The following is a 14,498-nucleotide window of genomic DNA, read 5'->3' on the forward strand; positions in this document are numbered from 1 at the left end:
TGCTTTAACTCAGAATACCAATAAGATTGAATATTAACACTCAACATCCCCTAAGCTATACTCAGTCTATCCAATTTAACATTGAATAAACATGATGATAGCTGAATCATACATTAAAACAGAACATTATGACTTGTTTGCACTCACATCCATCCAAGGCCGTGATACTTTGCTCATATTTTTACATGGCTGCGGTGATTCACACTTAAATTATGCTGATTTTATCCACAGTACTCAACTCAAATCCTATGACATTTTTATTCCCGATTTAATCGGCCATGGTAAAAGCAGTGGTTTGAGCACAGAAACGTTTTCATTTGAGTTAGGCACACAAGGACTCATAAAGCACATTCAGTCACTTCATCACAGTTATAAGCGTATCTTTATTATTGCCCATTCTCAGGGCGGAATTTATGCTAATCACTTAGCAACAAGTGACATTGCTCAGCTCATTAAAGGCATTTACGCCATAGAAACCCCAGTGACCCAACATGGAATATTTATTTCTAATGAAGTGGTTAAATGTATTCACCAAGGCAAGAATATTAACACTTGGTATATGGATTTCTGCCACAAAATTTATCAGATCGGGCACAATGAGCAAGCCATGCGGCATTATTTTTGTGGCCTACAATTTGCTGATCTGTCTTGCTTTATTAAACAGTGTCAACTCACTCAAACCTTAGCTCATGCCATCGAAAACCAAACCTTTACCAGTCAAATAGGCGAAGACTTTAGCAAACTGACTATCCCCAAGCTCTATTGCTTAGCAGAAAACGGAAAGAAGCAAGTTAATCTCCCTTTTCTAGAGCAACACAATATTCCCACTTTTATCATAAAAAATGCCGACTCACATTTTTGTGCTCAACAACAACCCGACATTTTTTTAGCTCATTTAAATCAATGGCTAGAAAGCTTACTCAACCATTGATTGAGGCACTTCGCTACTCGTTGCGGCTGACTTAATGGCACGTAATGAGATGCAGATTTGATACCTCGATATTGAGCAGAAGCGATGACTTGACATAAATCTTGAGTCATTGAAAAAGGTATACGTTCATCTTGCTCACCACGGAGCACTATCGTTGGGCAATGAAGGGAAGATAAAAAGGGCATGGGTCCTTTAAAATCAATAATGAGTTGATATTGCTGCATGCAAATCTCAGCTCCTACCCTTAACATCATTGCCTGATAAGACGCTATCATGGCATCATGCTTTAGATCATCTGGAGTAAAATAATGCGCTAAAGACTGCTGAATAACGATCGCCAAATCTTGCTCAAGAATTTGTTGTTGTGAAGCCTTCATGGCCGCTATCGTTTGAGCTGACATGGTCCCATCCGTCGTGCTTATCAAGCCTAATCCCAGTACTCTTTTTGGGGCTATCCTAGCAAGCTCCATCGCCACCCAGCCTCCTAAAGAAAACCCAATAGCAACAAATTTATCGGGCGCATCCATTAACACCCTACGAGCCAATTCCGCAACACTTTCTCCTTTCAAGACTGACCCATAATGCAACTGCATCTGCGGCAACATGTCACTTGCCACCGCTTTCCACATACTCGGATCGCCACCTAACCCAGGAATAAATAACACATTTAACGACATTATGGCCTCCTAAATATAAACAGCTCGATAAAAATACACTCAAACAATTAGGCACAGGGGGATGACGCGCTTCAACACATTCTAAACACTGTGCACTTTAGAGTAACTCGGGCATAACCTGCATGAGTTTCGATAAGCTATTGCAAAGCATCTCTTAATTTATCTTCTACATAATCTAAAAACGATTGCGTTTTAAATGGCAACGTCCTCAATTTAGGGTAATAAGCATAAATCGTCCATGTTTGGGATTGATGCTCTGGTAACACCGGCACTAATGCCCCTTTCACTTCATCATTAAAGGCCATGGGACTGGCAAACACAATGCCCAAGCCTGCAACAGCAGCCTTAATTAAAGTAGTGTTATTATCGGATATTAAATTGCCCTGAATGGTAACGGTTTCCCCATTATCAAAGGCCCACACTTGCGGGGCATCACTGCCCATACTCATCAGGCAATTATGCTCAGATAAGTCCGATAAGGTTTTCGGCACCCCTTTTTGCTGTAAATAAATAGGGGAGGCAAACAGTTTTAAATGCGCTTGGCCTATCACATGATGATCCATATTTACCGAGAAAAAATCGGGCGATTTATGACTAAAGTATAAATCAAGGTTTTCAACATGGTATAACAGAGGGTAAGTTAATGTTTTCACATTAATGGTTAATTCAGGGTATTGCTCAAGTAGCTTAGGTAACAATGGCACAATATATAAACTACTAAAGAGAACGGATATGCCAATCGTTAACACACCACGAGGCGCATCACTTTGATTGCGCACAGTTTCTGTTAAGTCTTTCCAATCATTTAATAGAGACTTAGCTTGCTCATAAAAATACTCCCCCTCTACCGTTAAATCCAATCGGCGCGTCGTTCGCTGCAAAAGTTGTACACCAAGTTGATCTTCTAACCAATTAATATGCTTACTTAATGCAGAGCTCGAGGTAAAGAGGTGACTCGCCGCTTTTGTAAAACTCTGATCATCAACAATCTGAATAAAACTCTGTGAACACTTATACCAATCCATCGAACTCCCCCCTCCCACTCAATAATTCATAACATTCAATTAAGTCCTATTAAGACGCAATAGATTTCCAAAATACTATATTATCATCATGTAGGAAATAAATTATAATCAACTCACACAACAAAAACCATAAACCTGTCATTTCATCTGATTGATGACTCACTATTTCTCATTGAGTCATGGACAGGAAAAAACAAGGCCAACAAAGTGAAACAAACTTTTGGAAACCTCAACTTTATTTTAGTCATATTGGGCGTTGTCGCCTCACAGCTCGCCGTAAGCCTTTATCTACCTTCTCTACCTGCCATCTCAAGCGAATGGCATTTAAGCGTTGGTGACACACAGCTCACATTAAGCGTTTTCTTTTTAACCTTCGGTCTCTCACAGCTATTTTATGGGGCCTTATCCGACCATATTGGTCGCAAGCCATTGCTATTAATAAGCATCACTATTTTAACCTGTGGCAGTATTCTGGCCGTCTATGCCCATAATTTCGAACAATTACTGCTCGCCAGATTATTGCAAGGACTCGGAGGCGGTGGGCTTTCAGTACTCGGCCGCGCAATATTGAGGGATCTTTTTCAGGGTCAAGCATTACGAAAAGCCATCAACATGCTCGCCATTGCCGCTTCTTTCACTCCCGTCATCGCACCGACATTAGGAGGATATATGCAAGAAGCCTTTAACTGGCGCAGTAATTTCATGATCCTGACCTTTTACAGCGGAGTATTATTACTGATCGTTTTTTTCAAAATGGCAGAAACCAACAAAGATGTCTCCCCTGAACATTCCCAACAAGCTGAATATAAAACACAATCAACACTGTCATTGTCAAATATTCTTGCCGACTATGGCCATGTGTTAAAAAACAGACCCTTCGTTTGCTATGCCATCGCCACACTCATAGGCTATCTAGCTATGATCTTATGCTTGGAAAATACTCCTTTTTTACTCACCAGCCAATTTGGCTTTAGCCCCAAAGAAGTCGGTTATTTAATGCTCGTCCAACCCAGTTTCTTCTTGGTGGGTAATCTGATCCAAAATAGATTACCCAATAGTGTCGGTAACAATACATTAATACAAACAGGCATGATGCTCCTAGCTATTGTAGGACTCTCATTTTTATTACAAAACGCCTTTAATATTACGTCACTGACCGCGATATTATTAACCTTAGCGCTAAACGGGCTCGCCGTATCCTTCATTTTCGTCAATGCAATGGCTGGCGCACTGTCATTGTTTTCACATCAAGCTGGCGCCGCAGCGGCACTGTCTGGAGTGTTTCAAATGGTAGGCACTGCTATCATTACCGCAACAATGGCTAAGCTACAATGGTCATCACTCGCCTCATTAGGCTGGATTTATTTATCCTTATTCGCTGTTCTATATTTGTTAGCCAAGCGGTTAACACAACTACAAGTACAAGAAAACACCGCTCTCACTGCGATACCAGAATCTCAATAGACTGTCATCAAAACGGATGCATCAAGGCAACTGCGCTAGACTAAAGTCTAATTTAAATAAAGCGCAACAATGAAACAATAAAGACTCATTTATAACAAAAAGATAAAATACATGAGTCCCAGTAACTTTCTTATTACTTTATTAATCAGTAGCATATTATCTGGTTGTGGAGGGAGCGATAACAGCTCAACAGTCAATCCCTCCAATAATCCCCCTCTCGTAGAGAACCCCATTGATAATGACAAGCCAGAAGATACAGCCACTGAGCCTAACACTTTGCTTACCCTTGAAGCAGTTAGACGAACGAGATCGGGCAACACCCATGACCCACAGGCCATATTCATTGTTCATGACAACTCAGGCAATATCATTGGCCAACACCAAGCGGATCCTGCGGGAAAAGTCCAAGTCTCTTGGACAGATCAAGCAGCACATCTCACCTATATCACACTTAATGATAATCAAGTCTTAAAACTGCAAAGTTTTATGAATATTTCCGCCGATGATCTACAAGATAAACGATTTATTTATCAAGAAAAAAATTGTAAAAGTGCAACACTCACCTTAGAACTCAATATGTTAACTCACCAAGCAATGGATGAAATCTTAGTCGTCAATGGTATCAATGAAAACAGCATAGTGCTGTCACCGACCAATGAAGAAACAAGAGTAATGATTGAATATTGTGAAAATCAACCTCAGCTACCCATCCAATTAATTAATGCATATACTGGTACAGCGAAGGCTGGATTAATGTCGCTCACAGGGTTTAATGAATATACTTTATCTCTGTCCGATTTTACCGCAGAGGGCATTTATGTCGATTTAAGTACATCAGAACATTGGGAATATGTCACACTAGCAGGCAATTACCACCAGATCAGCCGCGACAATAGCCTCCCTATTCACTATCCCGATTATATTTATCCAGCATTAAACACTCACACACAAGTGAAATTTTTTCATCCATTTGAAGAAAATTATACCGATACCAATGAAGATTTTACACTCACCGTCATTGCAAACAGTCGTCGTAATATTAGCAATGATGCACAACTGAAACATGCCCCTCATCAGCTCACTTTCTCGCCTTTAGATAACATGCAATCTAAACAATTTTTTAAACAGATATTAAAGCATCCAGATAGACTTACTCTCGACTTTATGAGTTTGGCAAGTCGTTATCAACAAATTGCAATTGAAGTGTGTGATGAACAAGGTAATGAACGTCATCATGAAGCTTGCAATGAAAACAAGCTCAACTGGCGTATTCATTCTTTTTCAAGCAAAAACAGTCATCCTTGGCAAGTACTTGAGTTCCCGAGTGATATTAAAGACACGTTAAATCAATTGAATCAATTTGCAATATCACTTCACCTCATTAAGCATCTTGAACCCCTTGACAAAATAGACAAACTCAGTGAACTAACAGAAGGCATTAATAACGCTGAAACAAACCCAGTACATGACATTGATAGCCTCAGCTTTGGTATCATAATGAAAAAGTCGGGCGAATAAAAACAATGATATTCAGTGCCAAGCGGCACTGAATATCAAAACATGATTAATTTATTCAGGAATATATAAATTGTCAATCGGATCCGAGCGAACCGCATGCTTTACTTCATCATACTGATTTCGACCATTTGCCATATAAATCAATGACCAAGCACTGACCATTGATGTATCACCAAACACACAAATATCGTTCGCTCCATTGGCATTAGTAAAGCCACCCGATACCACATTTTCACTCATGGTTGCGCCCCCTAAATTTTTACACACATTCATAGACGGATTAAAAAAATCGCCTTGCCAAAGCAATGAATCATCAGCCAATGGCGGCAGTTGCTTCATTAAGGTTGCAGCAATATTGGGCGTTTTCGATGCAAATGCACTCAAGCCAACGGCCACAAAGCCATTATCTTTTGTAAAAGTACAAAATGTTCTCGACAAACCATTCAAATCACTTCCGTATTTTGCAATCATTTTTTCAACGGTCCCCCCATTATCAATACAATAAGCTTCTTGTTTGATCCCGCCAGCATAACTGGTAAAACTGGTCACAAAAACAGCAACGGGAAGGAGTGTCGAAAAGAGAATATGAGCTAACTTCATGTTTGATTCCTTTAAATAAAGTTCCATTACAGATAGTCAATCATGGTTCATCATACAATGTCCCAGTCATGATTCTATTTTTAACCTATTGAATTAAAATCACTCTATCTACTAGACTTTACGCTAATGGTCCTAGATCTCAGCAATAAGCAACATCACTTGATCTTAATCAACTTTCATCATAATAACTGAGGCATACTCACATCTTTGAGGACCGTCAAACTTAAACATCATAGTTGCTTCAAGACAACATGGATTATTTTTCAAACATTCCGGCACACTGTGATATCTCCTTGCACTTCAAAATACGGGTATATAATTTAATCATTAGCCCAGTTATTCTTTCATAACGGATCTTGTTTATGTATGCAGACACAATAGAAAAATGTTCGATCAATGCCGTTCGTATCGTTACTTTAAACAACACTTCTCCCTTTAGTTTCATGGTAAGTGGTGCTATGGCCGGTGCCTACATTGGGCTAGCGATTATCTTGGTATTCACCTTAGGGGATCCACTTTCCCCCGCCATTCGCCCGCTTGTCATGGGGGCCACTTTTGGGCTGGCCTTAACCTTGGTTATCATCGCAGGCTCTGAACTCTTTACTGGCCATACCATGTTTTTAACCTTTGGAGTAAAAACTGGCGCTATTCATTGGAAAGACAGTGTACGCGTCTTACCAAAAACGTGGATCTATAATTTACTGGGTTCTATCGCGGTCGCAGGACTCTTTTTCTTATCCGGCGGGGGACAATTACTCACAAACTCAGAGAGCCTCATTCATCATGTCGCACTGACAAAAACCACTTCTCCTATAACCGTGCTCTTTTTTAAAGGCATTTTGTGTAATTGGCTCGTCTGCTTGGCCATTTGGATGTGTCAACGCCTCGAAGGCACAGGAAAATTTATTGCCATCTGGTGGTGTTTACTGGCCTTTATCGGCTGTGGATATGAACACTCCATTGCCAATATGAGTATCTTTGCCCTATCGTATTTTGGTGAACATCACACCGGTTTTACCCTTTTAGGCATGGGGCGGAACTTATTTTGGGTATCGCTGGGAAACCTACTGTCAGGCGTTATCTTTATGGGACTGGGTTACTGGTACGCCACGCCAAAAGCAGAGAGACCTATGGTTAAATAACCTGAATTCGGAATAAGCTGCGCCGCTTAATAGCGGCATTAAGCCAAAGTTGAAAATAAAGAATAACCAATAATACCACAGCAGCCAAACACGAATTGATTAGCCAATTCCTATGAATGGGCATTCACTCCCTCAACCTTGCCATCATCAAAGCATCCACATATTCACCACAAGTGAAGGCATAATCTCGCATCACGCCTTCTTCAACAAAACCTTTTTTTTGATATAAACAAATGGCCGCTTCGTTATTTTTATACACTTCAAGCTCTACTCGTCTAATATTTAACCAATTATCGGTTAAATCCAGTGCTGAAGATAATAACTGCTCTCCCACCCCTTGGCCGGTATGTCGACTAGACACTCCCATGCCAAGCGTAGCCACATGTTTTCGTCTCGGTCTGTCCATCACTTGTAATGATAATTGCCCCACCACCTGATTATCGATAAGCGCCACTAAATTAATATGATTGTCCGAAAATGTCGTGAGTCTTTGCTCCCATAATAAGTCTGACTGAAACGGAAGTTGCAACGTATTACTAAACGCATGTTCTTGTTCGTAAATGGCTTTAATCGCCTCTAGATCAGAAAGCTCACTGTGCCTCACCTTTATCACTTTGACTTACTCCTTATTATCAATTCAACTTTTCCTATCCTGTCTTCAAGGATGAAGTCACATTCATATCAAAAAATTACAATTAACCTACTGATTATTAATGTTATTTAACTTAAATAACATCAAGCGCTATGTTCAATTATTACCTTTGGTAACCTTTTTATGAATATGCTTTCTAACGTTTACCTCATTTTTATCTCTGTAATAAGGTGTAATATTTTTCTTGAATAAAATGCGTTATGGTTAGCTTAAACATTAACTTTTTTTAACCTATTAAAAGTTAACTACACTCAGTATTAGATAACGACAGAAACCTTAATAAAAAACAAAACCGATTTATACCATAAAAAACCATTGAATGAATAGCTTGGAAAATATTATGCCCATCATCACCAATCAACAACTTAATACGTTAAAAGGGGGAGGAAGAGAATTATTTCCAGCACTCAATGTGGATCTTAACCAAAGTCGTAATGCTATTGTTAACCTATCAATTACTGTGATGTTTACGGGACTGGACTATGGTGCCAAGGAGTGTGATGTTAAAGTACATGAAAATACAGAGCTAATAATGCAAGCAAAACACTTCAAAACACAAGGTGAAAATAAATCAAAAATAAATGATGAAATTTATAATAATGAGTACATAAAAACCACAACACATCAACGGGCCAAATACCCAAATAGGTACCAGCATCAATTCATGCAACTCAACCTCACTAGCAACCTACCCGATATTGACAATCGCACGAATTTGCATACATTCCGATGCCCTGCTATCGACAATGAATTCAAAATTTTTCACTGCCATATTCAATTTTTAAAACAAAAAAAGACAGTCTCTATTGTCCCCATATTAAATACTTCAAACTCAACAATAGAAGGCATTAACAATGCTTGCGGACAATATATTATCAGTTTTTTATAACGCTATTGAGCCACAGATAAATGTTCACCCCGCTCCCTCACTCGTTATTGACAAGCTCGCTTAAATGCTCTCACACAATCCTCTATCGCTTGCTCAGATAAAGACGATGGCGTAAGAAAGTCAAATCCGTGTACTGTCCCTGCATAATTATGCAATTCGACAGGCACTCCTGCATTCATCAACCGCGTTGCATACAAGATGGCTTCATCTCTTAGGGCATCATGCTCACACGTCATAATATAAGCAGGAGGTAGCTTTGATAAATCTTTTGCCTTGCCTGGCGCGGCATAAGGCGATATATGCGTTAGCTCATCTTGTAAATCTATTCCGCCTAAACTATGACCACTCATTCCATTATGATTGACACTATTATGCGTTAGCCCATCTCTTCGCTGACTGTCTAACTTTTTCCTCTCTACATTATCGCCTTCTAAACATGTCATACCCAAATAATGGCACCAGACTGCTCGAATGCTGCGATTATCGCAAATATACAACCCATCACCATTTTTCATCGACTCTGTTTGTGCCTGATCATCTAGCGCCGGATACAATAGCATTTGCATTAATATGTTCGGTCCCTTTCTATCACGAGCCATCAAGGCCACAGCCGCTGCAAGCGTCCCGCCAGCACTGCCGCCGCCAATGACAATTCGATTAGGGTCAATATTCAATGCCTTAGCATTTTCTGATACCCATTCAAGGGTGGCGTAGCAATCCTCAACCGCGGCTGGAAAAGGGTGCTCAGGCAAAAGTCGATAGTCCACCAGCACACCCATTGATTGCGTTCTTGCAGCCATAACTAAGCTGCGAGGATGGTCGAACTCCAAATCACCTAACATAAATCCGCCACCATGAAAGTTAATAAACACAGGCATTGGCGTCTTCACCGCCTTGGGTCGATATAGACGAATAGGGATATCAGGCGCTCCATTAGCTCCAGGTATGCTACGTTCAACCTCCTCCACATTCTCATCTGTCGGGCGCTCAATCCCTTGTTCTTGTAGCATTTTCCTCATTTGATGAAAACTCTCTCTGACCTTATTAGGATCAGAAAAATCGAAATAAGGTAAGATTTTTGCTATTGCTTCAATCTCGGGATCATAAATACGTTGCGGTTTCATATTTTGCCCTTTTTTCGTACGGTTTTATTGAGGTATTAGCATGACTTGTCTACAAGCCACCCAATGTCAATTTAGCGGGATCAAGTAAATTCTCAAGCTCTGCGCGAGACAAACTTGTTTCTTCCTCAGCCACATCAATGATGGGTCTTTTTTCAGCATAGGCTTTCTTAGCAATACTCGCCGCATTTTGATAACCAATAATGGGATTTAATGCCGTCACTAAAATAGGATTCTTTGCAAGTTGCTCATTGAGTCTGTCACTGTTCACAGTAAAGTCTACGATGGCTTTATCGGCTAACGTGTGCATACCATTACTCAATAGCCCTATACTTTGTAATAAATTATAAGCAATTAAGGGTAACATCACATTCAATTCAAAATTACCCGACTGTCCGCCAATAGTAATACTCGTATCGTTACCTATCACTTGCGCAGCCACCATGGCCACCGACTCAGGGATCACCGGATTGACTTTTCCCGGCATAATCGATGAACCTGGTTGTAAAGCCGTGAGTGAGATCTCTCCCAGTCCCGATAAAGGCCCCGAGTTCATCCAACGTAAATCATTCGCAATTTTCAATAAGGCCACCGCTAAGGTTTTTAGATGACCTGAGACATTCACCGCCACATCTTGGCTGGCCATCAATGCAAATTTATTAGCACTGGGCACAAAATCTAATGACGTCTTTTTTGCCAAAAACTGGCAAAAGAGAGGCGCAAAATCAGCATGGGCATTCACCCCAGTTCCCACCGCGGTTCCGCCTTGAGCCAATTGCAATAATTCAACAAGTCCCGATTTAATCCCTCTGCTGGCATGTTGTAATTGGCCTGACCAAGACAAAAGCGATTGATTTAAACTGACAGGCATCGCATCCATTAAATGAGTCCGGCCCGTTTTTATATGTGCCTTCACACTATGGGCTTTATCAATAATACATAAATCTAGATGCGCCAAGGCGGGTAATAAATCATTGTTGATCGCAAGAGCAGCGCTGATATGAATAGCGGTTGGGATCACATCATTACTGCTTTGACTCATATTCACATGATCATTAGGATCCACAGGACAATGAACCTCTTGACTGGCTAATGCCGCGACAACCTCATTAACATTCATATTTGAACTTGTTCCAGAGCCGGTTTGAAACACATCCACAGGAAACTGTGTATCAGAAGCATCATGCTGCCCATCAATAATCATTTGGCTTGCTTCCATTATCGCCTTCGCAATGTGAGGTTCAATGAGCTTCAAGGTGAGGTTAGTCTGTGCGCTGATCTGCTTAATGAGGGCCAGACTTCGAATAAAAGCACGGGGCATCATCAAATCGCTGATTTGAAAATTATCAATCGCTCTTTGAGTTTGTGCCCCATAAAGTGCACCTTTATTGACTCTGACTTCCCCCATACTGTCTTTTTCAACTCGAAAATCATCCATATCGCCAATCAATCCCCAAAAGAAAGACAAAAATCAAGTATAGGAAAAAATAATCATGAATGAATGAGCATAAAAAACATAGCTGAATGTCAGCTAAACAAAATCAAACTTTAATTATTAACTTTTGTTAATTTAAATTATAATGCTGTTTGATTAGTTACCTTACATTGTAAAAAGTAAATAACTTAAGTTACATTAAATCGTACTAACGCAACTCTATATTCCAATATTAGGAGTTCTGTTATGTTTAAATCCATCGCCTTTTTGATATCTCTCTCAGTCGCTTTAATACTATTCAGCCAATTAAGTTATGGAGCCCACAGAAGTAAAACTATCACGTTAATCAATCATTCAAGCAGTGACATCTATGCTATTTACACTCCAGAAAATTCATCTCAATGGTCTATTGATGAAAAAATTAATGGCTATCAACCCTGTGACATGCAACCACAAGGTGCTAAGTCGTCAGAAATAACGACAGCAGATGGCGTAACAAAGACTCAATGGCTCACAACCGCTATTCCCATTGAAATGGAACAAGCAATAAAAATCAAGACGAAAGCCTCAAAGTGCTCACCCAGTGCCGTTGATTACACCAATAAAATGTACACCCAAAGTATCTATGAAATAAGATCCAGCGATACCGATACCACTATAGGTTATTTCAACATAGAATTAGATTTGCGCCGAGGAGTCAGATGGGACTGGACAAACAGCTTACATTGGAGTTCATCCGTTCAGGCCAATATATATCCCCTTTTCGCTGATCAATTTTCTATCGACAAAAATGATAATGGCGAATATGTACTCAGTGAGAGTATCTCAACCCATTCGCCTTATACTGTTCAAGATGCAATAATTTCAAATATTCCCGCCATTGCTTCTAATACAGAACAAAGCTTAAGCAGTACTCCAATCGAGTCCAGTGTATTTCAAGCCAATATTGCAACCGGACAAATCGCTTTATTAGGGGATAAGCTGAGTAATAACATCGTGATTAAGATGCAAAGAGGCTCATGCTCTTACCAGTTAAGTCTTTTCAATATGTTATTGACGTTTAATAACAATAATCAAACTGATGCATTTCAGTTTGATGGGGAGTATCGAGAAAATTGTGATGATAACGCTGTGATAGAGACGTTAACCTCGGTGAAAGCTCAATTTGATCCCAGCAAGGATCAGCTAACACTCACAGATTTTATGAACAGTGAAGGTGAGCAACCAGCTGGACTCAATAATGCTTATATATTATTTGACTTAACTCTACAAGGGTTCAAACAATATACTTGGATCCCCTTTACCATAAATACTTATCAACTCGCCGATCATACACCAGAAGAAGGCGATCAACGCCATAACCAAGCATCATTACAATTACAAACCGATTTTATTATTCCAGAACACACAGTTTTTAAAGGAAGCTGGCAATTAACCAATACACGTGCCACCTCCCCTTTAATCCTCATAGGAGAAAATTGCCAAAATACACTCTTACTCCAAAATTTTGCTGCCTTTTTTGACATGAGTCAAACAGCCAAATACATGAATATTACAGGTACTATCACAGGCGGCTGCTTAGGAGAGGAATATTCAGGTAACATTATCAGCGCAAGTGTCACTTACGATCCAGAAACTGATTTACTTCGGTTTTATGACATACTAACAGATGCCTCTAGTCAAGCACCGACTGAGTTAAGTTTACATGTTTCTAGGCCCGAAATCGTAACTGAAGAATAAAGCATTTTGCCTCTTTAATAGATAGTCACTTAACGATAATCAAGTGACTATCTATCGTTCAACAAAAATACACTTGATGATTAAATTGTGCTGTTTCTGTATTAAACCAATAACCCATATAGCCAATCACAGGCTCTCTTTCATACGTATCACAATCATGATTAAACCCGTATGAGGTTGCTGGGCAAATAATTTGCTGCACTGAGTCTTTGATATTCTCGTTAAAATAACAATGGGCATGACCGCTGATCACAGCCAATGTTTGCGGGTGGATCGCATCTATCACAGCTTGGTGATTTTCAATGCCAATGTGAGCAAACCATTGTGCCCCCACATTTATTACCGGATGATGAACAATGACGACACTTAAGTGTTCACGGGTATCTTTTTCAAGTTGAACTAAAGCTTGTTTCGATACTCGCCCCGCCCCCAAGGGCATAGCGCCTTTAGGTTTTAAGCTCGAATCAAGCATTAACAACTCAATACCATTATCCAATGTCACTTTAGGCTTAATTTGGAGCTTGCTGTGATGAAACACCTGTTCCATGAGCGATAAATCATCATGATTGCCAGCAATCACATAAATCCTATCCATAGTGACATGAGCTTCAATGACAGCTTTAAACTTGAGATACACTTCGATGGAAGGCTCACACACTAGATCCCCGGTGATCAGTAACATATCCCCATCAGTTTGACGTTCAATATGCTGTAATACGCGTATTAAATTCGCTTCAATCTCTTTATCAATAAGACTTAAATGACAATCACTGATTTGATAAACCTTCATCACTCATTTCCCATTTCTCTATCAAACGCAGGGGTGGGTGTGCCTTGATGAAACACCATGCGCCAATGACCATCATTAAAACGCCAAATAGAGCTGCGCATTGAATAGGCCATTTCACTCTTACCGAATTTTTTAATTGTTGCACGATAGGTTAATAACACCACATTCGATGCGAGCATGGTTATCGCATAATCTTGTTGAGTAAATTCAGGTGACATTTCATCGGGAATACGGTTTAACGCATCAGATTTACCATACGGGATCCCGGTACTGGGTATTTCAATAAAATCATCATCGAGCAACTCCTCTAACGCGGCTCTTGAGCTGCGAATACTCGTCTGAATACAGGCTTGTTCTAACTCAATGATTGTTTCTTTTAAATTCACAAAATGCAACTCCCGAAACATGTCTTATTCCAGTTTATTGCATCAGGTCAATACAGTAAACATATCCAATAAATTGTTTACTGTATTTGTTGGACCAGACTTTTATCACTAAAGCAGCATTATTTTCA

The 14,498-nt window shown here is 39.9% G+C and carries 14 protein-coding genes; 6 read left to right on the forward strand and 8 right to left on the reverse strand.

Annotated elements, in window-relative coordinates; translation table 11 throughout:
• Positions 1-91 precede the first annotated feature (91 nt).
• Positions 92-931: an alpha/beta hydrolase gene (locus tag Q0779_RS10280; protein ID WP_298772278.1), complete on the forward strand. Its 840-nt coding sequence runs from the start codon at positions 92-94 to the stop codon at positions 929-931.
• Here Q0779_RS10280 and Q0779_RS10285 read toward each other — a convergent pair.
• A complete protein-coding gene (locus Q0779_RS10285; RefSeq protein WP_298772280.1) occupies positions 901-1,608 on the reverse strand; it encodes an alpha/beta hydrolase in 708 nt (235 codons plus the stop codon). The two genes, Q0779_RS10280 and Q0779_RS10285, sit on opposite strands and share 31 nt — an antisense overlap.
• Before the next feature lie 137 nt (positions 1,609-1,745).
• A complete protein-coding gene (locus tag Q0779_RS10290) occupies positions 1,746-2,633 on the reverse strand; it encodes a LysR family transcriptional regulator (RefSeq protein ID WP_298772282.1) in 888 nt (295 codons plus the stop codon).
• A gap of 207 nt (positions 2,634-2,840) precedes the next feature.
• Here Q0779_RS10290 and Q0779_RS10295 point away from each other — a divergent pair, with 207 nt between their 5' ends.
• Positions 2,841-4,097: a multidrug effflux MFS transporter gene (locus Q0779_RS10295; protein WP_298772284.1), complete on the forward strand. Its 1,257-nt coding sequence runs from the start codon at positions 2,841-2,843 to the stop codon at positions 4,095-4,097.
• A 111-nt stretch (positions 4,098-4,208) separates the two neighbouring features.
• Entirely contained in the window at positions 4,209-5,615 is a 1,407-nt protein-coding gene (locus Q0779_RS10300; protein ID WP_298772286.1) for a hypothetical protein, read from the forward strand.
• Positions 5,616-5,666: 51 nt separating this feature from the next.
• Here Q0779_RS10300 and Q0779_RS10305 read toward each other — a convergent pair whose 3' ends face one another.
• Complete coding sequence (locus tag Q0779_RS10305) at positions 5,667-6,215, reverse strand: hypothetical protein (protein ID WP_298772288.1); 549 nt, start codon at positions 6,213-6,215, stop codon at positions 5,667-5,669.
• 362 nt (positions 6,216-6,577) lie between these two features.
• On the opposite strand from Q0779_RS10305, the gene nirC reads away from it, so the two are divergent.
• Entirely contained in the window at positions 6,578-7,357 is a 780-nt protein-coding gene (gene nirC / locus Q0779_RS10310) for a nitrite transporter NirC (protein WP_298772292.1), read from the forward strand.
• Between the two features lie 124 nt (positions 7,358-7,481).
• Here nirC and Q0779_RS10315 read toward each other — a convergent pair whose 3' ends face one another.
• The gene (locus tag Q0779_RS10315) at positions 7,482-7,970 is read right to left on the reverse strand and encodes a GNAT family N-acetyltransferase (RefSeq protein ID WP_298772294.1); all 489 of its coding nucleotides are present in this window, start codon (positions 7,968-7,970) and stop codon (positions 7,482-7,484) included.
• A 379-nt stretch (positions 7,971-8,349) separates the two neighbouring features.
• On the opposite strand from Q0779_RS10315, the gene Q0779_RS10320 reads away from it, so the two are divergent.
• Positions 8,350-8,898 carry a hypothetical protein gene (locus Q0779_RS10320; protein WP_298772295.1) on the forward strand — a complete coding sequence of 183 codons (549 nt, stop codon included), beginning with the start codon at positions 8,350-8,352 and terminating at the stop codon, positions 8,896-8,898.
• A 44-nt stretch (positions 8,899-8,942) separates the two neighbouring features.
• Here Q0779_RS10320 and Q0779_RS10325 read toward each other — a convergent pair whose 3' ends face one another.
• Positions 8,943-10,022 (reverse strand): alpha/beta hydrolase, encoded by a 1,080-nt coding sequence (locus tag Q0779_RS10325; protein WP_298772298.1) that lies wholly within the window; start codon positions 10,020-10,022, stop codon positions 8,943-8,945.
• A 49-nt stretch (positions 10,023-10,071) separates the two neighbouring features.
• Complete coding sequence (locus Q0779_RS10330; protein WP_298772300.1) at positions 10,072-11,457, reverse strand: lyase family protein; 1,386 nt, start codon at positions 11,455-11,457, stop codon at positions 10,072-10,074.
• Positions 11,458-11,700: 243 nt separating this feature from the next.
• Between Q0779_RS10330 and Q0779_RS10335 the strand changes: the two genes are divergently transcribed.
• Positions 11,701-13,194, forward strand: a complete 1,494-nt coding sequence (locus Q0779_RS10335) for a hypothetical protein (protein ID WP_298772302.1) — start codon at positions 11,701-11,703, stop codon at positions 13,192-13,194.
• A gap of 58 nt (positions 13,195-13,252) precedes the next feature.
• On the opposite strand, the gene Q0779_RS10340 is transcribed toward Q0779_RS10335, so the two are convergent.
• Together Q0779_RS10340 and Q0779_RS10345 are read right to left on the reverse strand one after the other, a co-directional pair.
• Complete coding sequence (locus Q0779_RS10340) at positions 13,253-13,984, reverse strand: metallophosphoesterase (protein ID WP_298772304.1); 732 nt, start codon at positions 13,982-13,984, stop codon at positions 13,253-13,255.
• On the reverse strand, positions 13,984-14,370 hold the full coding sequence (locus Q0779_RS10345; RefSeq protein WP_298772305.1) for a DUF4440 domain-containing protein: 387 nt from the start codon (positions 14,368-14,370) through the stop codon (positions 13,984-13,986). Before Q0779_RS10345 ends, Q0779_RS10340 begins: the two co-directional genes overlap by 1 nt.
• Between the last annotated feature and the right edge of the window lie 128 nt (positions 14,371-14,498).

Origin of the sequence: uncultured Shewanella sp. (genome assembly GCF_947491715.1) — a bacterium.
Classification (GTDB): domain Bacteria; phylum Pseudomonadota; class Gammaproteobacteria; order Enterobacterales; family Shewanellaceae; genus Shewanella.